Consider the following 24,885-nt stretch of genomic DNA (forward strand, 5'->3'; position numbering starts at 1 on the left):
ATAAAGTGCCAATCTGGTAGAAACCTTAAATTGTGTTAAATCTATGTTTTTTTCAACGCAATCACCCCCAAAATCCCTGCAAGCAACGAAGCCAACAAGATCCCATACTTCGCCTGGTCAACCATCTCAGCATGCGTAAATGCCAGGCCTGATATAAAAAGCGACATGGTAAAACCAACACCAGCCAGTAACGCTACGCCGGTTATTTGTTTCCAGGTAGAGTTTGCCGGGAGTGGGGCGCCAAACTTTACCATGAGCCAGGTGGCCGATAGTACGCCTATAAATTTGCCTGCTACAAGGCCAATCATCACACCCAGGCTTACCGGGTTTAGTAACGACGAAAAGAAATCAGAACCAATAATGATACCTGCGTTTGAGAGGGCGAACAGTGGCATCACCACAAACGCCACCCAGGGATGCAGCCCATACTCTACCTTTTGCAGCGGGGTTTCAGCATCTGTAGTCATTTTCTTTATTTTTTCGATGGTCTGATGTTGCTCGGGCGTTGTAAGTGTGCTGTTATTGGGGATCTGCGCCTCAAAATCAAACAAAAGTTTGCGCAGGCTTTCGGCATAGTTTTTTTCGTTGATGCGGGTACGTGCAGGAATGGTAAAAGCAACCAATACGCCGGCAATTGTAGCATGCACACCCGAAAGCAAAAAGGCTACCCATACTGCAAAACCTATCACCAGGTAAAAAATAATACTGCGAATGCCCAGTTTATTACCAATAAGCAATATGGTTAACAGACATACGCCAATGGTTAAAGGCGCAAAATCAATATGCGAGCTGTAAAAAATAGCTATTACCAATACCGCACCCAAATCATCGGCCACAGCCAAAGCGGATAGAAACACTTTTACTGATGATGGGATATGCCTGCCTGCAATAGATAACAACGCCAGCGCAAAGGCTATATCTGTAGCCATAGGGATGCCCCAGCCATGTTCGGATGCTGTGCCTTTGTTGATGAAAAAGTATATCAGGGCGGGCACTACCATTCCGCCCAGAGCGGCTACCATGGGCAGGGAAGCTTTTTTTATTGTTGATAGTTCGCCGGCCATAAATTCCCGCTTCAGCTCCAGGCCTATTACAAAGAAAAAGACGGCCATCAGCCCATCGTTTATCCATAAGTGCAGGGAATGATCAAGTACGTGTGCGCCAAAACCAAGCGAAAACTTAATATCCCAAAGTTGATGATACGAGTGTGCAAACGGCGAGTTTACCCATGTTATAGCTGTCAAAACACCTATAAACAGTACAATGCCGCTGGTATGCTCCTGGTGTATGAACTTACTTGCCGGCTCGGTAATTTTATCAATAGGTAGTTTTTTTCGCATCTTTTTTATTAGAATCAAGAATTAAGAGGCAAGAATCAAGATAGCCGCATTTGTTGTTATCGATTTTTACAACACCGTCATTGCGAGGTACGAAGCAATCCCCGACATGCTAAGTCCCACATAGTTCGGGATTGCTTCGTACCTCGCAATGACGGTAGTTTAGTACATTCGTTTAACTATACGCGTTGTATGTCATAACGATTTTTTCAGGTTTTACCTGATAGATACTCGCAATGGCGCGATTTTTCTTTGTTGTTTTTTCTCCCTTCGGAGAGCCATAATTTAGCACTCTATGATGATCAATTCTTAATTCTTGATTATTAATTCTTGACTCTTCCTCACGGTTTCCAGATATTGTTGCTCTTATCTGAATCTACATCGTAAGTGGTGCCTAAAGTTATCTGTTTTATAGCGCCCTTGGCCCCAAAGTTAAGCGTTGTTGTTTTATTGCCCTTTGCCCAGGCTGCTATACTTGTTCCAACTGATTGTTTGCTGCCATCAGCATAAAAAATGGTAAGGTGCACGGGTACAGCTTTGTTACCAATGCTGGTAACGGTAACCGTATATTTTTTTGCCACATGCGCTACCTTGCTGATGGCCAGGTCGGGGATGCCGTTATCAAAGAACCAGTTTTTCCAAAACCAGTTCATGTTAATGCCTGCGCCGGTATTCATGCAATTAAAAAAATCATAGGGCATGGGGTGTTTACCGTGCCACAGGTTAATATAATTGTGCAGCGCTTTGGTAAAAAGTTTGTCGCCCAGCATTTCTTTTACATAAAGGTAGCCAAAGCCGGGTTTAGGGTAATTATCGGTAAAGGCTGCAATGCCTGTAAGCGCCGGGGTAAGCGTCATGATAGGTACATCCTGTTCGCTACCTGCCGAGTTTTCAACGGCAGTGATGCCATATAGGTCTGTTATTTTAGGATCAATATCGGGGCTGATCAGCCATTCGCCAATGGTGGCCCAGCCTTCGTCCATAAAAGCATACTTGGTTTCGTTTATACCCATGTAAAACGGGAACATGGTATGGAAAATTTCATGGTCGGTCAATTCTATCGCATCTTCGCTTTGCTCTAATGGGTTGTCGTTCACCATCATGGGGTATTCCATTTGGGCAAGGCCGTCAAAAACGGTTTCGTGCGGGTAGGGGTAGGGCCATTTAGGGAATTTGTAGCTCATACTCTCTACCGTTTTGCGGGCGTAATCTACCACCTCGTAATAATCCTTATGTGCCGGGTTAAATACCGCATCCACGCGGGTGCGCCTTTGGGTTTTAGGATCAACCACCAGGCTGCTGGCTTTCCAAATGTAATGGTTGCTGGTGGCAAAGGCCAGGTCGGTAACGCTGTCGGCTTCAAATTTCCAGGTGTTGGTAGCATTCTTTTTGGTGATATCGCCTGCGGCTACATCAGCTTCGGTAACAATATCTGTTATTTTATCGGCGCCGTCTGCGGAGGTAATCAGTTTTACATATTGGGGGTTGTAAACTTCATTCGCATTTTTCAGGTTGCCGGTTGCCCAAACCTGGTAATCGCCGGGAACGGTAATCTCGGCATTAAAATGGCAAAAATCGTTGTAAAACTCCTGCGAACCGGTGTACGGGAATTCGTTCCATCCGTCTATATCATCATAAACAGCCACCCGCGGAAAAAAGTAGGCAATGAAAAAAGCCCCCGGATCAACCTGCCCACCGCGTATGTGCGAGGTTTTGTTGAGAATAAAAGAGTAAGCAATATCTAAGTGTACTTTTTGTTTTGGGCTGATAGGTTTAACCCTTAACGACATATTGGTAGCATTAACACGGCGTTTGGTACTATCAACAGGCTGATTATCCAAAGTGATCGACTTTATTTTAACACCATCACTTACATCATTTGGCGAAATGGCGGCATCCCGCGGTGCTCCTTTTTGGTATACATTGGGATATAGCTTAAAGCCAAGTTTTTTAAGTGTATCGGGACTGTTGTTTATATAATCGATACCAACAGTGCCGGTAATTTCGAGGGTCTTAGGATCAAAATTTACTTTTATGGAATAGTCGGCAGTGTTTTGCCAGTAATTTTTACCCGGTGCGCCGCCCCGGGTACGTGTGCCTTTGGTATATGTTTTTTGCAGGGTAGTATTTATGGGTAAAGTTATTTGTGCCGATGCCATTGTGCTGCCAAGGAGTAAAGCCACCGGGAGTAATTTTTTAAGGTTGATCATGAAGGCAGTTTATATCTATATTTGACGTAAATATAATAAACAGGAATATACCCCGGTTAGCATAGCAGCTTTAATGCATAAATATTACATAACTTAAAACTATTTGTGCCCGTTTAAGTAGTACCAATTATAACAACCATATGACCGCAGAAAAAATGATCATTATAACAGGTAAGCAATACCTGGAACTTAAGCAAAGTTTAGAGAGCGGCGAAGGCCTTACTTATAATATAGGCACCGATAAGCACCCCGAAATGGTAAAAATTACCAATATGTACATGGATACCGATCCTGATTTTACGCGCAACTCGGGCCAGTTTGCCAAAATGAGCGAAAGCCTGAATGTACAGGTAAAAATGGAGTATTTGGCAGAGTAGGCTGTTGGGCGAATTCCTGCAAGTGGTTAAACTTGTTTCAAAATTTTACAATTCCAATTTCACTGTCATCCTGAGGTACGAAGGATCTATCAGTTGTGTATACCTGACAGAAAAGTTCGCGAGTAGATCCTTCGTACCTACCCATGACAGTTCTATTTTCGGTGTGTGTGGGCCTATCACCCTGAGCCTGTCGGAAGGGTCGCGCGGAGAGGCCTTTGCCCGCTATGGTTCGACAAGCTCACCATGACAGCCCTTTTCACGATGTCATTCCTCCTTCAGAATTTCGAGAAATTTTATCACTCAGGATGACAGTCTTTTATTTTTGAATGTCATTTCTCCTCCACAGCACCCGGATTTTAACACTCAGCGTTTACATTCGAATAGGGGCTTCCCTAAGGCCCAATTCACTAAATCACTAATTAAGTAATTCAATAATTAAAAAAATCACCATCCTCCTTTGAAGCCCTCAGTCAGCGCATGTTTATATCCTTCCAAATCAAACGAATATAAATAGGGCGCTTTATGGGCGCCTCCCTTACGGGGTTGTTCTGCACGGTTCAGGATGCCAAAGCCCAAAATTCGGCGCTGAAAGTTGCGGCGGTCCAGTTTTTTACCCAGTATGGTTTCATACAGTTTTTGCAACTCGGGCATGGTAAACTCTTTTGGCATCAGGTTGTAGCCAATAGGTTGGTAATTTAACTGAAGGCGTAAGGTATCAAGGGCGGTTTTAAATATCAGTTGATGATCAAGCTCCAATGCTGGCATGTCGTCCAGGTCGCGCCAGGTACATAACTCCGAAAACTTGTCATGTTGTGGGTTAACCTCAAAAAAATCAACCAGCGCATAATATCCTATTGTTAAAAAACGGCCCGAAAACCAGTTCTTTTCAGGTGGCAGCATATTGCTATACATCTCGTTGTGAACTTTCGACCTGTCGGGATCGCCAAATACGTGAAATTGCTGCAAAAATATCTGGTCGAGGCCGGTACGCTCTTTTAAAATGCGGTTGGCAGCCATTTCAATTGGTTCGCGTTTAAGCACAAAGCCACCTGGCAGGTACCATTTTTCTTCTCCTATGTTTTTAAGCAGCAGTATTTTCATCTGGCCTTCGTGAAAGCCAAAAACAACACAATCAATAGAAATATGCTCGAGGTAGTTTTTACGGGCCTCGTCGCTGTACTCAATAAGTTCTTCTCTGGTCAACATTTTTGCTATTCTACAAAAATACTTTGATTATTTAATTATAATAATTACAATTGTGTACTTTATACACAATCATTTTGTTGTTGTGTTATAGCCAATTATAAGCGATGATTTTTAATTAAATAGTTATGTAAGGGCTTAATCGCGCTTTTACCTGTCCAAATTTGGTTAATCATTATCCCTGCAACGTAAATTTAAAAAATGAACAAATATTTTTCAACTCAACTTATAGCCAGGGTTATTCCGCTTTGTGTAGCGTTGTTGCCTTTTAACAGGGTGTTGGCTCAAAACAAAACCGAGGATGCCAAAATGGATGTTTTTGTGAGCGGTTTGATGAAAAAAATGACCCTCGACGAAAAAATCGGCCAGTTAAACCTGGTAACCATTGGTGCCCCAACCACAGGATCGGTAGTTAATAAAGGTGTAGAGGATAAAATAAAAAAGGGCGCTATTGGCGGAGTGTTCGGCATTTGGGGTGTCGATCATACCAAAGAAGTACAGGAAGCGGCTGTTAAAAACTCCCGGCTACATATTCCGTTGATTTTTGGGTTGGATGTTATCCATGGCCATCGCACTATTTTTCCAATTCCGTTGGGCATGTCGGCAACGTGGGACCTGGACCTGATCAAACAGTCGGCACATATTGCAGCAAAAGAAGCAACTGCCGAGGGCTTAAGCTGGGTGTTTTCGCCCATGGTTGATATCGCCCGCGATGCACGCTGGGGCCGGATATCAGAAGGTGCTGGTGAAGACCCATGGTACGGCGGGCAGGTGGCAAAGGCTATGGTACAGGGTTACCAGGGTGCAAGCCTGAAAAATGCCGATGCGGTTATGGCCTGCGTAAAACACTTTGCTTTATATGGCGGCGCCGAAGCAGGCCGCGAATACAATACCGTTGATATGAGCCGTATTAAAATGTACCAGGATTACCTGCCGCCTTACAAAGCGGCCGTTGATGCGGGTGCAGGTAGCTTCATGAGCTCATTTAATACCGTTGACGGTGTACCCGCAACAGGTAACCAATGGCTGCTTACCGATTTGTTGCGCAAGCAATGGGGCTTTAAAGGTTTCGTGGTATCGGACTACACTGCAGTTAACGAAATGGAAGCCCACGGCCTTGGCAATTTGCAAACGGTATCGGCCCTGGCGTTAAAAGCCGGGCTGGATATGGATATGGTTGGCGAAGGCTTTTTAACCACGCTAAAAAAATCATTACAGGAAAAGAAGATAACCCAGTTTGAAATTGACCAGGCTTGCCGCCGGGTGTTGGAGGCCAAATATAAATTGGGTTTGTTTGATAACCCCTACAAATCAATGGATGCCGCGCGCGAAAAAACGGATGTGATGTCTGAGGCGAATCTGTCTGCCGCCAGGGAAATTACCAAACGTTCGTTTGTATTGTTAAAAAACGATAACCAAACGCTGCCGCTTAAAAAAACGGGCAGTATAGCGCTTGTTGGCCCGCTGGCCAATAACCAGCGCGATATGCTGGGCACCTGGATATTAGCCGGCGAATGGCAAAAGTCAATCAGTGTGATGCAGGGCATTAAAAATGTTGTTGGCGATGGTGTTACGATCAATTATGCCAAAGGATCAAACATTACCGAGGATACTGAATTTATAAAACGCCTCAATTTTGGCCCCGGAATGGTTACAATAGATCCTAAACCTGCTGATGAACTTTTGAAGGAAGCTATTGATGCTGCCAATAAATCGGATGTGATTGTGGCGGTGGTAGGGGAGTCGCAAAGTATGTCGGGCGAATCATCAAGCCGGTCGGATATTGATGTCCCGGAGCCGCAAAAAAATATGCTGAAGGCATTGTCTAAATTAGGTAAGCCAATGGTTATTGTGCTGTTTAACGGCCGCCCGCTTACTTTAACCTGGGAAAACGAGCACGCAAGCGCTATATTGGATGTTTGGGCGCCCGGCACCGAAGCAGGCAATGCTATTGCTGATGTTTTATTTGGCCAATACAACCCCGCCGGAAAACTCACAGCAACTTTTCCGCGCAGTGTAGGGCAGATACCTATATATTATAACCACAAAAACACTGGCCGTCCGTACACCAGCGGGCCAACTAAGTTTAAATCAAACTATCTGGATATTTCCAATGATCCGCTTTATCCTTTTGGATATGGGCTAAGCTATACAACTTTTGGCTACAGCGATGTTAAGTTGAGTAAAACCACGCTTAAGGGCAACGAAACGCTAACTGCAACAGTAACAGTTACCAATGCCGGCAAATATGCGGGCGAAGAAGTTGTACAACTATACATTAGCGACCCTGTTGCAAGTATAAGCCGCTCGGTTAAAGAGTTGAAAAATTTTAAGAAAATAAACCTACAGCCAGGCGAGGTTAAAGAGGTTAGCTTTGCCATTACGCCGGAGCAATTGAAGTTTTATAACAGCCAGCTGAAGTACGATTGGGAGCCAGGCAAATTTGTAATTGAGATAGGTACAAACTCAACCGATACCCATGCGGCATCAGTTTGGTGGAACAAATAAAAGCCACACATTTCAGCATGGATTATTATTTAAATAATATATAGCATATGGCCGATGTTCATTGGTTATATAACTAAGTCCATCATATAAAAAGCACCGCGCGTTTTAAAGTGCGGTGCTTTTTTGCTTATAAATAGGTTTTTTTTGACATTGTTTGCACGGGTTTATAAATTAAGAAATGTTGGCATAACACTTATTATTTTATTTATAAATGTTTGTATTACAGTTAAAAACCAATAGAATAATAAATGTTGTAATGACATTTTTGCTAAATCATGATGATATTTTAACACTAAGGTTCACCGGCTTTTGTAACATTATTATAGCATCAATACAGTAAAAAAAATGGAGGTTTAAAGGCAGCTGCATTAAAGATGCGCGATTAGAGCGTTCCTCAATTGCAAATTGTTTGTTGTGTGGTTATTTAACCTTTGCATAATTTTTAAATAATATGAGGTTTTATTAATGATTTATTAATAAAATATTCACAATTTGTAATTTTATTGTCTTTTAGGGTTTATAAATAATTAATTTGTAAATCTTCATTTTTCACTTGTGTAAACAATACACTCTCTTTACATTAGATGCATAGCCAATATAAATTTCTGGAATGCCAGGAACCATACAAATTCTGATAGTATTATAACATTGTTCACGTACACTTAAGTTTTAAGAGGCGTGAAACCAGGGTAACGGGGATAAGTTAAATTTGTTACAGGAAGTTCACATATGATAAGACTTTTACATTCCAACATTTTAAAATCTTCAAATTTCACCTGGCAGCATTATGCTGTCAAGCCTCATGATTTTTTTGTTCTCACCAAAAAAATCATAACGAGGCATGTTATAGTTCAACTGCAAACTTAAAAACACCAAAATCGTCCAAGATCTTAAATCAAATATATTAATCAACTAAATCTCAATCTCATGTTTAAAAGTTTACTCCTAAAAGGAAGAATGCTTGGCGTGCTATTATGCTGCCTGGTTTCTTCATTGGTAGTTACAGCCCAAACAAAGTACAAAGGTAAAGTTATCGGCAGCGATGACAAATTACCGATCATTGGAGCGTCGGTACGCATCCAGGGATCTACTACAGGCGCAGTAACTGATGTTAACGGTGAATTCACCCTTACATTAAGCCCGGGCCAAACGCTCGTGGTATCGTACATTGGCTATCAAAGCCAGGAAGTTAAAGTAGGTGCAGGTACCAGCATCACCGTTACCCTTGTTGCAGGCAGCAATGCGCTGAACGAGGTGGTAGTAACGGGTTACGGTTCGCAACGTAAAAAAGACATCACCGGTTCGGTTGCTGTTGTTAACGTTGCCAACTTAAAAACGGTACCAGGCGGCCAGGCAGCAGCGTTATTGCAAGGTCAGGCGGCAGGTGTTACTGTAATCAATAGTGGTCAGCCAGGTGGTGGTAGTGCTGTGCGCGTGCGTGGTATTACATCAACCGGTAACTCAAGCCCATTGTACGTAATTGATGGTGTGCAAGGAAAGTTTGAAGATATCAACGCTAATGATATTGAATCTATCCAGGTATTGAAAGATGCGGGTTCTGCAGCTATCTATGGTGTGCAAGGTTCAAACGGTGTGGTAGTTATCACAACCAAAAAAGGTAAATCGGGCAGAGCAACCATTACTTACGATGCTTATTATGGAAGTCAAAAACCGCTTAGCGATGGTTTCCGTATGGCAGGTAGCCAGGAATATGCCGATGCGCTCCAAAGATCAGTAGGTAGCGTACAATATCCTGGTACCGGCGGCGCAATATTGAAAGATTATATTACCCCAACTGCAGCCAATGAAGGCGATCCGGGTACAAACCCTGCAACCTATAACATTAACAGCAACCAGATCACCAAAACCAATAAAGTTGGTACAGATTGGTTTCATGAAGTGTTTAAATCTGCACCAAGAACATTCCATAACATCACTGCAAGCGGTGGTGGCGATAAATCGAGTTATTTAATGTCGGTAAATTACCTTAATGAAAAAGGTACGTTGCTTAACACCTATCTTAAGCGTTATGCAATGCGTGTAAATACAAATTTTGCAATTGGTGATCATATCCGCATTGGTGAAAATGCTTACTTATTTCATAAGGATAACCCAACAATTGGTAACCAAAATGAAGGTAATGCTATTTCATACACATATCGCCAGCCGCCTGTAATCCCTGTTTATGATATCATGGGTAACTTTGCAGGTACAAAATCAGCCGGTTTAAGTAACTCATCAAATCCTGTTGCGATACGTACACGCGCGCTGGATAATAAAGGTTATAACTGGACAATGCAGGGAAATATATTTGCCGAAGTTGATTTTCTGAAACATTTTACTGCCCGTACAAGCATTGGTGGTACATTTGAAAATTATTACTACTGGAGCTTTAACCCAACTGCGGTTGAAAACGCTGAGGGTAACACCAACCCTAATACATTCTCAGAGAGCGCCGGCTACGCCAGCACCTGGATCTGGACAAACACGGTTACCTACAATCAGAAATTTGGTAAACACGATGTTAAAATTTTAATTGGTGAAGAAGCCAAAAACTATAACCAAAGAGGTATGCGTGCAGGCAGGTCAAACTATACTGTATCTACCACTCCTGTTTATGTAGATTTGGATACTGGTTCACCTGCAGGCCAAAGCAACCAGAATATTGATATCAATTATTTGAGGCTTTACTCATATTTTGGCAAGTTAGATTATGCCTACAATGATAAGTACCTGTTGAGTGGTACCTTACGTCGTGATGGTGCATCAGTGTTTGCTCCCGCACATCGTTACGGTACATTCTACTCGGTAACTGCTGGCTGGAGGATTTCACAGGAATCTTTCCTGAAGAATGTTAGCTGGTTAAATGACTTAAAACTTCGCGGTGGTTACGGTGGTTTGGGTTCTATCAGTAACATTAATAAATTCAATGCTACTAATTTATTTGCTGCAAACCCACAGAATTCATACTATGACATTAACGGAACCGGTAACAGCGCTGTATTAGGTATTTACCGTTCACAAGTTGGTAACGAATTTACTACCTGGGAAACAGACAAGGTTACCAACGTTGGTTTTGACGCAACAGTGATGAACAATAAACTGGAAATTGGTTTTGAACTTTACAAAAAGGATATCAAAAACCTGCTTTTCCAGCCAAGTGTATCTAACGTAGGCGGTGGTGCTACACCAGCTTTCGTAAATGCCGGTAACATCAGTAACAAAGGTTTCGACCTTAACGTTACCTACCATGGTAATGTTGGCAGGGATTTTAAATTCGATATAACAGGTAACATAACCAGTTATAAAAGCCGGGTTGTCAGCTTACCAGAAGGAAAAAAATACTACGATTTTAATAGTGCCGGCTCAACCCGTATTGGTTCATTTACAAGGTTTCAGCCAGGTCAGCCAATGGGAGAGTTCTTTGGATACGTAGTTCAGGGCTTATTCAGAGATGCAGCCGATGTAAGCAGTTCTCCTACCCAGGAAAGCGCTGCTCCCGGTTTCTTTAAATACAAAGATGTTAATGGCGATGGTAAGATCACGACAGATGACAGAACTTTCTTCGGTAACCCTAACCCGGATTTTACTTATGGTTTTACGCTGAATGCTAACTATAAAAACTTTGATTTTAATGCGTTCTTCTACGGTTCAAAAGGTAACCAGAATATTAACTACGTAAAATACTGGACAGATTTTCCGCAGGTATTTAAAGGTGGTGTTTCAAAGGGAATCTTAGCTAACTCATGGACTCCTTCTAATCAAAATGCCTCAATTCCAGTTTTAACTGCAGCTGCAAACTTTAGCAATACTGCTGTTTTCAATTCATATTATATGGAGAGCGGATCATACCTAAGGTTAAAAACGTTAACTTTGGGCTATAGCATTCCAAATTCACAAGTTAAACAAATAGGTATATCAAGGCTAAGGATCTATTTACAAGGTGCCAACTTGTTTACCATAACAAAATATAAAGGTTTAGATCCTGAGATCCAGCCATCTGACCTGAACAACAACACTAACTTCGGTATTGATTTTGGTAACTATCCGGCTAATCAAAAAACTTACTTAATAGGTGTACAGGCTACGTTTTAACAACTATTTTAATAGATTAAAATCATGAAAAAATTTCAATTTAAATTAATTATACCGCTTTGCCTGCTGTTAATATGTGCAGTATATGCGTGTAAAAAAAGCTTTCTGGATAAGCCGGCATTGGGTCAAATAGATCCAGCTTTGCTCGCTAATAAAGCTGGTGTTGAGAGTTTGTTAATTGGTGCCTACTCCGAACTGGATGGTTATGGTGGTAATGGTGCGGGGCAATCTGCGGCGCCATCAAACTGGATGTTTGGTAGTATTACCGGTGGGGATGCATACAAAGGCTCAGATCCGTCAGATGGTGCAAATGACCAAACCCCGGTAGCTACATTTATTTTACCGGCCACAAATTCATTCATAGTAGGTAAGTATGCCGCGCAATATGATGGTGTTCAACGTGCTAACGATGTTTTGAGAGGAATTCCAAACGCAAAAGATCTTTCGGCTGATGATGTTAAAAGAATAACAGGCGAAGCAAGGTTTTTAAGAGGCTACTTCTATTTTGAATTGCGCCGTAATTTCTTTATGGTACCTTATGCAGACGAAACCGCTACAGATTTCGCAAATATCAAAAACGATAAAGACATTTATCCAATGATAGAAGCGGATTTTAAATTTGCAATGGACAACCTTCCCGAAACTCAGCCTCAAAGAGGTCGTGCTAATAAATATGCTGCAATGGCTTATTTGGCAAAGGTTTATATGGCGCAGTCTAAATACACAGATGCAAAACCTTTGTTAGCTACATTGATGACTTCCGGTAAAACGGCAGGTGGTCAAACATATGCATTGAATGATCACTTTCAGCAAAATTTCAGTCCTGAAGCAGGTCAGAAGAACAGTGCCGAGTCGGTTTTCGCAGTTCAAGCTTCTGTAAACGATGGTTCATTGGGTAATAACAGTAACCAAGGTGATAACTTGAACTTTCCTTATAATGGTGGTCCTGGTGGTTGCTGCGGTTTCTTTAACCCGTCACAATGGTTAGCAAACTCTTATAAAACAGACCCGGTAACTGGCTTACCATTACTTGATGATTTTAACTCAGCACCTGCTGTAACTGATGTTACTTATACTGGTACATTAGATCCTCGTATTGATATTACTATGGGTCGTAAAGGCATTCCTTACCTTGATTGGGGACCACACCCTGGCGATGCCTGGATTCGTAACCCAGGATCAGACGGTCACTTCAGCCCTAAAAAGAATGTGTATTCAAAAAGTGAGGTTGGTACTAACACAAGTACAGAAAATACCTGGACCTCTGCTTTAAGTACATCAAACAATGTTAACCTCATCCGTTATTCTGATATCATTTTATGGGCAGCAGAATGCGAAGTTGAAACAGGTAGCCTTGTAACTGCAATGACTCTTGTAAACAAGGTACGTGCCCGTGCTCAAATTACCAGTGGCTGGGTTTATTTAAATTCACCTTATGACGCTTCTAAATCAATCTATACGGTTCAAACTACACCCGCTGCTAATTATAAAGTTGGTTTGTATACCGTATTCGCGACTCAGGAATATGCACGTAAAGCTGTGCGTTTTGAACGTAAAATTGAACTGGCTATGGAAGGTCACCGTTTCTTCGATTTACAACGTTGGGGTAGTGCTTATCAGGCTGCTGAAATTAATGCGTTCTTTGCGAGCGATAAATCAATTGACATCACATTGAAGGATGCTCATTTTACGCAAAATCAGGATGAGTATCGTCCTATCCCTCAGGCCCAAATTGACATTTCAAATTCAAAAGGCCCAATAGTTTTAAAACAAAATCCTGGTTATTAATTTTTGATAACCGGTTCAATTATTCTAATTTAGGTGGAGATAATTTTCTCCACCTTTTTTTATAGCCTACTGCCCAAAATTCATGAAGTATACCTATATATTTTTCAGCCTGCTTGTGTTTTTATCAGCCTGTAAAAAGTCGGCCCTTTTTCAACAAATACCCTCGTCAGAATCGGGCATTACTTTTAGCAATACCATTGTTGAAGATGATAAAATAAACCCCCTTACCAAGCTCAATCTTTACAATGGCGGCGGGGTAGGTATCGGCGATTTTAACAACGACGGCTTGCAGGATATATATTTTGTTGCCAATACGCTATCAAACAGGCTGTATCTTAACAAAGGCGACATGAAGTTTGAAGATGTAACTGCAAAAGCCGGGGTTGGTGGTAAAGGCGGCTGGGGCAGGGGAGTTGCTGTTGTAGATATTAATAACGACGGCCTTGCCGATATATATGTTTGTAACACTTTGCTCGACGATTCTGTTAAGCGAATCAACCTGTTATACGTAAACCAGGGTGTTGACAAAGATGGCGTACCGGTTTTTAAAGAAATGGGTAAAGAGTATGGCCTGGATATTAACGTGCACTCTACCATGGCATCGTTTTTTGATTATGACAATGATGGCGACCTGGATATGTACGTTACTGTTAACGAAGCGTTAGCAAGCGACAATCAAAGTACCTTTAGGCCTACTATAAAAGATGGCAGTCACAAAAGTACAGGCAGGCTTTATCGTAACGATTGGAATGCCGCGCTTAAGCACCCTGTATTTACCAATGTATCAAAACAGGCGGGCATCACTATTGAAGGTTACGGGCATGCTACAACTATTGTTGATATCAACAAGGATGGTTGGAAGGACATATATGTGACCAATGATTTTTTACCTGATAATATACTGTACATCAACAATGGTGATGGTACTTTTACAGATAGATCGAAAGAATATTTTAAGCATACTTCATTTAGCGCCATGGGGCAGGATTTTGAAGATGTTAACAACGATGGGCTGGTTGATGCATTTGAAGTTGATATGAACCCCGAGGATAACTATCGTAAAAAGATGTTTATGCCCGGTAACAATTACCAGGTATTTCAAAATTTTGATAGATATAACCAACAATACCAATACACACGCAATACCTTACAAATAAATAAGGGCCCGCGCCTGGGCCAGAATGATTCAATAGGCGCACCAATTTTTAGTGAAGTAGCTTTTTTAAGCGGTGTGGGTCAAACCGACTGGAGTTGGGGCCCAATGCTTACCGATTTTGATAACGATGGTTTACGAGATCTGATAGTGACTAATGGTTATCCGCGCGATGTTACCGATCATGACTTTATTACTTTCAGGAACAGCGCTTTTGCAATCGCATCAAACAAACAAATCCTTGACCAGATTCCGATTGTAAAAATACCAAACTATGCATTTAAAAATACCGACGGGCTACAATTTACCGATGTAACTAAAGAATGGGGCCTTGGCACGCCATCGTTTTCAAACGGTGCGGCGTACGCCGATCTGGATAATGACGGCGCTATGGACATGATTATCAATAATATTGATGATGAAGCCTTTATTTACAGGAATACTGCCCGCGATAAAAATAAAACCAACAACAACTATTTACACATACAATTTAAAGGCGGCCCGCAAAACCTTGGCGGCATTGGGGCGTTTGCCAATATTTATTACAATCACGGCCAGCAGCAGGTGTATGAGAACACGCCATACCGTGGCTATTTGTCTACCATCCAAAACATAGCCCATTTTGGCCTTGGTAACGTATCCCAGGTAGACTCTGTTGTAATCAGTTGGGATAACGGAAAAAAACAGGTGCTGAAAAATGTAAAGGCCAACCAAACACTTAAAGTAAGCATGGCAGATGCCCGCGAGCCTTATTCGTTTAAACTCCCGGCCCAAAACACAGGCGCGCTTTTCCGCGAGATAACAAAATCGGCAGGCATTAGTTATAAGCACCAGGAAAAAGATTATATCGATTTTAATGTTCAAAAATTAATACCGCATAAATTATCGCAGTACACGCCGGCAGTAGCCGTTGGCGATGTGGATGGTAATGGTTTTGATGATATGGTAATTGGCGGTACAACTTTGTATCCGGCGCAATTATTATTGCAACAGGCCAGTGGCAAGTTTATTCAGCGCAATTTGCTGCCGCAATCAAAAACAAAGGTCCCAGCTTTAAACCCAATGGATATGGGGGCATATTTGTCGCAGGTTGCTGGTAATAAAGATGAAGGCGTACTATTGTTTGATGCCAATGGAGATGGCCATCCTGATTTATATATCGCCAGTGGCGGATTTGAAACCCAGCCAGGCTCCGTCAATTACCAGGATAGGTTTTACCTGAATGATGGCAAGGGCAATTTTATACTTCAGCCAGATGCTTTGCCCAAAAATCTCACCAGTAAATTGTGTGTAAAGTCTGTTGATTTTGACCATGATGGCAAGCTTGACCTCTTTGTATCGGGCCGGGTTGATCCATGGAATTATCCAAAACCGGTATCCAGCTTTATTTTGCGTAACGACAGTAAAAATGGTGTTATCAAATTTACCGATGTATCTGCTGCGGTGGCGCCCGCTTTAAAAAATATCGGCCTGGTATGTGATGCCACCTTTACCGATTTTAATAACGATGGCTGGCCCGATTTAATACTTACCGGCGAATGGATGCCTATAACCTTTTTGAAAAATGAAAAAGGGGTATTTAAAAACGTCACAAACAACACCGGGGTAGCCGATAAATTAGGCTGGTGGAATACCATTGCCGCAGGCGATTTTGATCATGATGGTGATATCGACTACATTGTAGGCAATACAGGCCTGAATACTTTTTACAAAGCATCAGACCAATATCCTATTTATATAACAGCTAAAGATTTTGATAATAATGACAGTTATGACGCCTTTCCATCGGTTTTTTTAAAAGATCAGGACGGCGTAAGGCAGGAGTTCCCGGCATTTGGGCGCGATGATATTGTAAAGCAAATGATTAGCATGCGTATCAAATTCCAAAACTACCGCTCGTTTGCTGTGGCTCCTATGGATTCGATAATCACCCCGAAAATGCGCGAAGGTGCTATCCGTCTGAAGGTAAACTACCTGCAGTCGTGCTATTTGCGCAACGATGGTGGCGGTAAATTTACAGTGACGCCGTTACCAATTGATGCCCAGCAGTCTGAACTTTGCGGTATCACTGTTGATGATTTTGACGGCGACGGCAACCTTGATGTAGCCCTGAGCGGCAATGATTACGGTACCGAGGTTGCAACAGGTCGCTACGATGCATTTAACGGACTGGTGCTAAAAGGTGATGGCAAAGGTGGTTTTAAACCCTTAAGTATTTTACAAAGCGGTTTATACATACCTGGCGATGGCAAAGGCCTTGTTAAACTAAGAAGCGCCAAAGGGAGTTATATGCTTGCAGCAACCCAAAACCGTGATGCCCTGAAGTTATTTGAGCTAAACCGAAGCGTTAAAACGGTTGCTTTACAGCCGTTGGATGCTTTTGCAACCATCAAATATAAAAATGGAAAAATGACCAGGCAAGAGTTTTATAATGGTAGTTCTTTCTTGTCGCAGTCAGGCAGATTCTTTAATATTGAAAGTAATATGGCATCAGTAACAATAACTGATAGCTATGGCCACCAACGAACCGTACAGCTTAACTAATTACTTGTTTATGAGATGTTTTAAAATACTTTTAGCCGTTGCATGCTTATTTTTGATTTATAGTTGCGGGCAGAAAAAAACAACACCCTTGTTAAAAGACGCGGACGTGTTACATAACAACGTTGATCAGTTAACGCAGGTTATCATTTATGATGTGTTTACACCGCCGGTTGCAAGCCGTATTTACGGCTATACTACGTTGGCGGCTTACGAGGCTGAGCGTTATTCTGATACCAGTTACAATTCTATAGCCGCACAATTAAAGGGTTTTGGCAATCCGCCGAAGCCAAAAAAAGATTTAAAATATAATTTTACGCTGGCTGCAACCAAGGCTTTTTTTACAGTAGCCCACAAAATAACCTTCTCGGTAGATACGCTGCAGAAATATGAAGATAAGGTTTATGCCATGTACAAGGACAACCTTGATGATTCTACTTATGCCCGCTCAATAGCATTTGGCACGCAAATGGGTAAATTCATCCTGAAACGTTCGGCAGTTGATAATTATCCGCAAACCCGTGGCAAACCTCGTTTTTTGGGTAACGATGGCCCTGGTCAATGGCGCCCTACGGCCCCCGATTACCTTGATGGTGTTGAGTTTTGCTGGGGCACTATGCATACTTTTGCTGTTGATACTTCAACTCAATTTAAATTGCCGCCGCCGCCCGCCTTTAGCGACGACAAAAATAGCCCATATTTTAAGCAGGTTGTTGAAGTGTACGAATTAAGCAAACACATAACTCCCGAGCAAACTACTATAGCCCGTTTTTGGGACGATAATCCTTTTGTAATTCAGCATAACGGGCACATGATGTTTGCCAACAAGAAGATAACGCCTGGCGGCCACTGGATTGGCATTGCAGCTATTGCTTGTAAACAAACCCATGCTGATGCTTTAAAAACCGCACAAACTTATGCGCTTACTTCCATAGCCTTGTTTGATGCTTTTATTTGCGGCTGGCAGGTTAAATATGAAACCAACTATATAAGGCCGGTTACGGTTATTAATGATAAAATTGACCATGACTGGCTGCCTATGCTGCAAACACCGCCATTCCCCGAATATCCAAGCGGACATAGCGATATCAGCGCTGCATCGGCAGTAATGCTTACCCACTTGTTTGGCGATAATTTTGCTTACCAGGATACCAGCGATTTAAAATATATAGGAATGCAGCGCCATTTCGATTCGTTTTTAAAAGCGTCCGACGAAACGTCAATAAGTCGTTTTTACGGCGGTATTCATTATCGTAATAGTGTTGACCAGGGAGCTGCACAAGGACGGCAGGTTGGCGAATACATCTGGAAGAAACTTAAACTAAAAAAATAACGGTACTTAACGCTTTATATGCACTTCAAAATAAAATACCTGGCTACTACTTACCTGCTTTTATTTACAGTTTTATTATCGTTTGCTACGTTGATTTATGGCTGCAAACCCAAAACAAATGAGCCCTATAAATTAACCGGTAATGTAAAGTTAGATGGCGAAACCCTGGTACGATTGAAATGTACGAGATGCCATGCATTAACACCGATAAATGCCTTGCCAAAAGATGTCTGGATAAATCACGTACTGGTGAGTATGGCGCCCATGCTCAAAATTTCTACCTACGGAGGGCAGTTTTTTAAACAGGATGCTAAAGATACAACCGGTGCGAGTATAGTGGAGTGGTTGGCTATTGTTAATTATTACAAAACGCTTGCGCCCGATACGCTGTTGCCCGCCAAAAAACCTACGCCGCTGGTTGAAGACTGGGCCGGGTTTACGTTAAAAAAGCCTTTGGCGTTTAGTTCAACCAGTTTTACTACCGCCATAAACTATAACCCGGCTACCAAAAAGCTGTATAGTGCCGATGCCGTTAACGAAAAATTATACAGCTGGGATAGTAATTTAAAAGCCGATTCGCTGGCATCGCTGCCATCAGCGGGCGTTGATATTAGCTTTGATAAAGAAGCTGGCAGTAACATTGGTTTTGTGTCGGCCATTGGTCGCATGGCACCAATTGATTTCCCTAACGGGAAAATTGTGAAGCTTAATCTTGACGCAAAAGATGTTCACGCTTCCGAAACTTATATAGCATCAGATTTGCCCCGGCCGGTGCAAACCATTGTGGGCGATTTTAACAAAGATGGCCTGAACGACGTAGTAGTATGCGGGCAGGGCGATAAGAAGGGCGGTGTTTACCTGTTGGTGCAAAATAAAGACAAAACCTACGCCCAGCAGGTTATTTTGAATAAAGCGGGATCGGTACAGGCTTTAAAAGGCGATTTTAATAAGGATGGCTGGCCCGACCTGATGGTTTTAACAGGAACAGGCGATGAAGGGTTATGGCTTTTAACAAACGATCAAAAAGGTAGCTTTACCACAAAAAAACTGCTTACTTTCCCGCCAACAAATAGTTCAACCAGTTTTCAGTTGGTTGATATGGATCACGATGGTAATCTTGACCTGGTTTATACCTGTGGATATAATTACCATGATTCGCGCATTTTAAAACCCTACCATGGCCTGTATATTTTTACCAACGCGGGCGACTGGAGCTTTAAGCAGAAATATTTTTATCCTATAAATGGCTGTACTAAGGCAATTGCTGCTGATTTTGATGCCGACGGCGATGTTGATATTGCCACAATAGCCTTTTTTGCCGATATGCAAAACACACCACAGGAGGAGTTTATTTACTTTGAACAAAACAAGCCGTTTGATTTTAAACCGCACGCTGTGCCTGTAAGTAAATATGGCCGCTGGATGTGCATGGAAACTGCCGATTTAAATAACGACGGTAAGCTTGATATTATATTGGGTAATTATGCCGACGGGTTTAAATTTATCCATGGCCTGCAACCGCAATGGGACAGAAATTTACCACTGATTGTGCTTGAAAATCATACAAAAAAATAGGTTTTACTATAATAGAGTATAAATAAGCGTCTATCTTCAGGCTTTGAAAACTGCGTCGGAAAACGGGATAAGTGTAAATGATTAATAAACAAAAGTATTTTTTTTTCTATTCATTAATCATAGCGCTATTTGCTTCACTCGCACTGTGCGACAGTTGCAATAGGGATAATGGGCGGGCAGACGATGAAAGGTATATTGAGGAGGGCAAGCAACTGGCTCAAAAGCGTTGTTCCACCTGTCACCAGGCGCCAGATGCATCTTTGCTTGATAAGGCAACATGGGACAAAGGCATTTTGCCTGCCATGGCGGCTAAGTTTGGGGTAAGGCCCTTTATGGGCGACTACCTGGTATACTCATCATCAGCCATATCAAACGCCGATTGGCATAAAATTGTCATGTATTACAAAAGTGCTGCGCCCGATAAATTGGTTATCCCTAAGCCCAATGCGGTGAAAGATTGGGCTATTTTTAGCCTAAAACGACCGGCAAAGACGGATACAGCTGATGGTATAGCCATGACAACCATGGTTGCGTTTAACCCTAATGATAAAAGTTTTTACACCGGGGGGGCGGGCGATAAGCTTTATAAATGGGATAGCGGCCTCAACGCCACAGTTGTCAAAAAATTCCAGTCGCCGGTGGTTGACGCCGAATTTTTTAAAACGGCTGCAAATCCTAATGGCGCGGTTATTACCTGTATCGGAGTATTACCCCCTAATGATCAGCTCAAAGGGAAACTGATCAGCATTAACCTTAATAGTAAATTAAAGGGTAAAGACTCGGTTTTAATTACCGATAGCTTGCCCAGGCCGGTAAAAAGCGCTTACGCCGATTTTAATAAAGACGGTTTAATGGATTATGTATCCTGCGGGTTTGGCCATAATAAAGGTGGCCTATTCCTGGTGCAGCAACAACCGGCACATCAATTCACAAAAAAAATCATCAGGGCAATGCCGGGGCCAAGTCAGCTTTATATAGATGATTACAACAATGACGGCTGGCCCGATATTGTATGCCTGTTTGCCCAGGCTGATGAGGGGGTGTGGTTATTTCTGAATGACAAAAAAGGAGGGTTTACTACGCAAAACCTGGTGCATTTTCCATCCGTGTATGGATCAAGCAGTTTCCAGTTCATTGATTTTAATAACGATGGCAAACCTGATATTTTGTATACTTGTGGCGATAATAATGATTACTCGCCTATATTTAAGCCCTACCACGGGGTATATATTTTTACCAACCAGGGCAACTGGAAGTTTAAACAAACTTATTTTTACCATATCAACGGTTGCTCAAAGGCTATGGCCGCAGATTTTGACCATGACGGCGATCTTGACCTGGCCGTTATCGCTTTCTTCCCCGATTTTAAATACCATCCTTCCGAAGGTTTTACTTACCATGAACAAACAAGCCCGGGTAAATTTAAAGTGCACGAAATCCCGGTTAACCCTTATGGCCGTTGGCTCGCCTTGGATGTGAACGATATTGATGGCGATGGCAACATGGATATAGTTTTGGGTAATTTTTCGGTAGGCGCAAAAGGACTTATCAACCAAAAAGATTACAATCCTAACTGGGACATGTATTCACCCATCACCGTATTGCACAATACCACCAAAAAGAGGCCCTGAAATTTGCATTTGTATCATTTGTATGATAAAATGATAAATAAGTACAATATCAACCTGCCGATTGTTAATTAGTTTTACCGTTGTTAATTATTGCCCAATGGGTGTTTCGATACCTATTCATTGATTGGCCGGCGGGCATCCCTGTTAAAAAATCATTATGATGAAAAAAACTATTAATGCGGTATTTGGTGTTGTTGCAGCCTGTGTTTTGCCCGCCTTTTTGTCGGCTCAAACTGCCCCTGTAAAGCAGGTTAAACTGGTTAACTTTGATTTGCAATCTTCAGCGTTGATTAACGCCAGCGGTGCCGAGTTATCAAGTATCCAATACCATTCGTCCATATACTGGTTTCCGGTTAGGGTACCTTCAACCGTGTTAACGGGGCTGGTGGCCAATAAAATTTATCCCGATCCATACCAGGGATTAAATAATATGCTGATCCCTGATGCATCAGATCAGTTTAATAAAGAATATAACCTGGAGCAATACAGCCATTTACCCAATGATCCTAATCCATGGAAAAAGCCTTACTGGTACCGTACCACATTTAAAGTTTCAGCGACAGATAAAGGCAAGCAATTTCAGCTGATATTTAAGGGGATAAACTACCGCGCAGCAGTGTATTTAAACGGCAAACAAATTGCCGATAGCACCCAAATGGCAGGCATGTTTGCCGAGCACAACCTGGATGTAAGTAAAGCTATAAACGCTGGTGGCGAAAACGCGCTGGCTGTAAAAATTTACCCATTGGATTATGCAGGTTATCCGGCAAAAGAACAGTTAAAGGCCCTTGGCCCATTCTATGAAAACGGTGGCCCTACCGGCGATATTGGTAAAAACGTAACCATGCTGTGCTCCGCCGGCTGGGATTGGATTCCGCCTGTACGCGACAGGAATATGGGTATCTGGCAGCCGGTTTTTTTACGTACTACGGGCGCAGTTACTATAGGCAGGCCAAAATTGGTAACCAATTTACCAAACCTGCCCGATACAGGTATTGCTAAACTATCTTTAAAACTTACTTTATCAAACAATACTTCGGTTGCCAATGCAGGTAAGCTAACCATCAGCATAAAGCCCGAAAACTTTGCAGGGGTGCCTGTGCAGTTTACGCAAGCAGTTTCCGTTCCTGCAAACTCGGGTAAAGCAGTTGATTTAAACGCCGATAATATTAGTCAGCTGATTGTTCATCAGCCTAAACTATGGTGGCCAAATGGCTACGGTAAGGCTAACTTATACCGTATCCGCCTGCAATATGCCGATGCTAAAGGTATAAGCGACGATACTACTTTTGTTTTTGGGGTGCGCACAGTATCATCAAAAGCCGAAAAAGTGAACGGCTTTGTACGCCGCCAGTTTTATGTAAATGGCAAGCTGGTACATTTAGTAGGAGGCGCCTGGGTACCCGATATGATGGTAAACCGCGATTCGGCCCGGTATGATTACGAGATGCACCTTTGCCGCAACGCCAACGTTAACCTGGTACGTATTTGGGGTGGGGGCGTTACTGAACCGGATGCGTTTTGGAATGCAGCCGACAAATATGGCCAGATGGTATGGTCGGATTTTTGGATCACCGGCGATACGCAAGGCGAGTTTAAAGGCTCTCCGGATTGGCCTTTGGAAGGCAATGTATTTACCAAAAATGTTCAGAGTACTATTTACCGTATCCGTAACCACCCAAGCCTGCTGGTTTGGACCGGGGGGAACGAAGGCCATGCCCGTAAGGAGTTGTACGACAAAATGCGCAACGATATCATTGAACTGGATGGCACCCGTCCGTTTATACCAAGTTCATCGGGCTTTGCCAAGCTACCCGAAGGTTGGAAGGGCTCGTGGCCGGATGATATGCCTTCTGGCGTTTATAGCGGTGGCCCATATGCCTGGAAAGATCCTAAAGAATATTACAAACTGGCCAATTTGGCTCATGATTGGGTATTTAAGGACGAAACCGGTTTGCCATCGCAGCCGCCTTATACCACGCTGCCAAAGATAATTCCCAACCTTACCTGGGATAAAACTTTGCCTTTCCCCTTAAATAATACCTGGGGATATCATGATGCTGCCACAGGCGCGGGTCAGTACGATAAGTACTATGACGAAATGGTAAAACGCTATGGCGCACCCAGCAGCATCGTCAACTTTTCGGATAAGATGCAGTTCCTGAACTACATTGGCTACCAGGGAATTTTTGAGGCCGATGGCCATAAGTTGAACGAAACCGGTGGTGTTATGCTTTGGAAACTGAATGCCGCGCTCCCAAGCGTTATCTGGCAAATTTATGACTGGTACCTGGAGCCAAACGCGGGCTACTACAGCATGCAAAACGCCTGCGAGCCGGTGCATATTCAATATAACTACGATAATTCGAGCGTGGCTATCATTAACCGCATGCACCATGCTACAGGTAGTTTAACCGCTACTGCCGATGTTTTTGATATCGATAGTAAACTCATCAAATCTATTAAGTTAGATCATGTTGGTTTGGCTACAAATGGTGTGCAGGAAATCATTCAGCTTAAGGATGTTTTGGCAGGTACACAAGGTGTAAGCTTTGTGATACTTAATTTGAAAACATCGGCAGGCAAAGCGGTATCGCACAATGCTTACTGGCTATCCGCAACAGATGAATTCAAAACGCTTAACGATATGAAACATGCACAAGTAAGCGCCAAAATTATCAAAACCGAAAAAGGTACCGTAGAAAGTAAATGGACCGTTCAATTCACCAACACATCAAATAAACTGGCATTCTTTGTACGCCCGCAACTAATGAAAAACGGCGAAGAAATTATGCCAAGCTACTGGACAAGCAACTATTTTACCCTGGCCCCGCATGAAAGTACAACAGTATCGGTAACCGCCCCGGCTGCCAAATTAGGTGACGTAACCCCAACCATATTACTGGAAGGCTGGAACCTGGATAAGCAAGTGATCAGGTTAGCTTCAAAGTAGTAAAGAAAGTTCCTATAATAGAAAAGCCCTTAAAAAAGGGTTTTTCTATTACCAAAAGTTATAATTGTTGCGGTTTGTAAATTATGACAATTTGTAATGTGTTGATTAATAGTGATATGTGATTTTACAGTGTTTCACCTGTTTCGCAACACAACACTTTTTCATCTGCACATCTGTAATC

General features: G+C 42.4%; 12 protein-coding genes. 9 read left to right on the forward strand and 3 right to left on the reverse strand.

The window, feature by feature from the left end; all coding sequences use genetic code 11:
* Positions 1–41: 41 nt before the first annotated feature.
* Positions 42–1,340, reverse strand: a complete 1,299-nt coding sequence (gene nhaA, locus BMX56_RS10200; protein WP_090645525.1) for a Na+/H+ antiporter NhaA — start codon at positions 1,338–1,340, stop codon at positions 42–44.
* Between the two features lie 338 nt (positions 1,341–1,678).
* Positions 1,679–3,547, reverse strand: coding sequence for a M1 family metallopeptidase (locus BMX56_RS10205; RefSeq protein WP_090645527.1), 1,869 nt, complete (start codon positions 3,545–3,547; stop codon positions 1,679–1,681).
* Between the two features lie 140 nt (positions 3,548–3,687).
* On the opposite strand from BMX56_RS10205, the gene BMX56_RS10210 reads away from it, so the two are divergent.
* Complete coding sequence (locus BMX56_RS10210; protein WP_090645531.1) at positions 3,688–3,924, forward strand: hypothetical protein; 237 nt, start codon at positions 3,688–3,690, stop codon at positions 3,922–3,924.
* 444 nt (positions 3,925–4,368) lie between these two features.
* Here BMX56_RS10210 and BMX56_RS10215 read toward each other — a convergent pair whose 3' ends face one another.
* Entirely contained in the window at positions 4,369–5,130 is a 762-nt protein-coding gene (locus tag BMX56_RS10215) for an NUDIX hydrolase (RefSeq protein ID WP_090645536.1), read from the reverse strand.
* Between the two features lie 198 nt (positions 5,131–5,328).
* Between BMX56_RS10215 and bglX the strand changes: the two genes are divergently transcribed.
* From bglX to BMX56_RS10255, 8 genes are all read left to right on the forward strand, one after another.
* The gene (gene bglX, locus BMX56_RS10220) at positions 5,329–7,635 is read left to right on the forward strand and encodes a beta-glucosidase BglX (protein WP_090645540.1); all 2,307 of its coding nucleotides are present in this window, start codon (positions 5,329–5,331) and stop codon (positions 7,633–7,635) included.
* A gap of 927 nt (positions 7,636–8,562) precedes the next feature.
* On the forward strand, positions 8,563–11,730 hold the full coding sequence (locus BMX56_RS10225) for a SusC/RagA family TonB-linked outer membrane protein (protein ID WP_090645545.1): 3,168 nt from the start codon (positions 8,563–8,565) through the stop codon (positions 11,728–11,730).
* 24 nt (positions 11,731–11,754) lie between these two features.
* Positions 11,755–13,518, forward strand: a complete 1,764-nt coding sequence (locus BMX56_RS10230) for a RagB/SusD family nutrient uptake outer membrane protein (RefSeq protein WP_090645550.1) — start codon at positions 11,755–11,757, stop codon at positions 13,516–13,518.
* A gap of 82 nt (positions 13,519–13,600) precedes the next feature.
* A complete protein-coding gene (locus BMX56_RS10235) occupies positions 13,601–17,215 on the forward strand; it encodes a VCBS repeat-containing protein (RefSeq protein WP_090645554.1) in 3,615 nt (1,204 codons plus the stop codon).
* Between the two features lie 88 nt (positions 17,216–17,303).
* Positions 17,304–18,545, forward strand: coding sequence for a vanadium-dependent haloperoxidase (locus BMX56_RS10240; protein ID WP_255369815.1), 1,242 nt, complete (start codon positions 17,304–17,306; stop codon positions 18,543–18,545).
* 18 nt (positions 18,546–18,563) lie between these two features.
* Positions 18,564–20,120 carry an FG-GAP repeat domain-containing protein gene (locus tag BMX56_RS10245; protein WP_090645563.1) on the forward strand — a complete coding sequence of 519 codons (1,557 nt, stop codon included), beginning with the start codon at positions 18,564–18,566 and terminating at the stop codon, positions 20,118–20,120.
* A gap of 77 nt (positions 20,121–20,197) precedes the next feature.
* A complete protein-coding gene (locus BMX56_RS10250) occupies positions 20,198–21,751 on the forward strand; it encodes an FG-GAP repeat domain-containing protein (protein WP_090645568.1) in 1,554 nt (517 codons plus the stop codon).
* Positions 21,752–21,908: 157 nt separating this feature from the next.
* Positions 21,909–24,704, forward strand: a complete 2,796-nt coding sequence (locus BMX56_RS10255; protein ID WP_090645573.1) for a glycoside hydrolase family 2 protein — start codon at positions 21,909–21,911, stop codon at positions 24,702–24,704.
* The last annotated feature ends 181 nt before the right edge of the window (positions 24,705–24,885 follow it).

It is taken from the genome of Mucilaginibacter sp. OK283 (genome assembly GCF_900110415.1).
In the GTDB taxonomy this organism is placed as follows: domain Bacteria; phylum Bacteroidota; class Bacteroidia; order Sphingobacteriales; family Sphingobacteriaceae; genus Mucilaginibacter.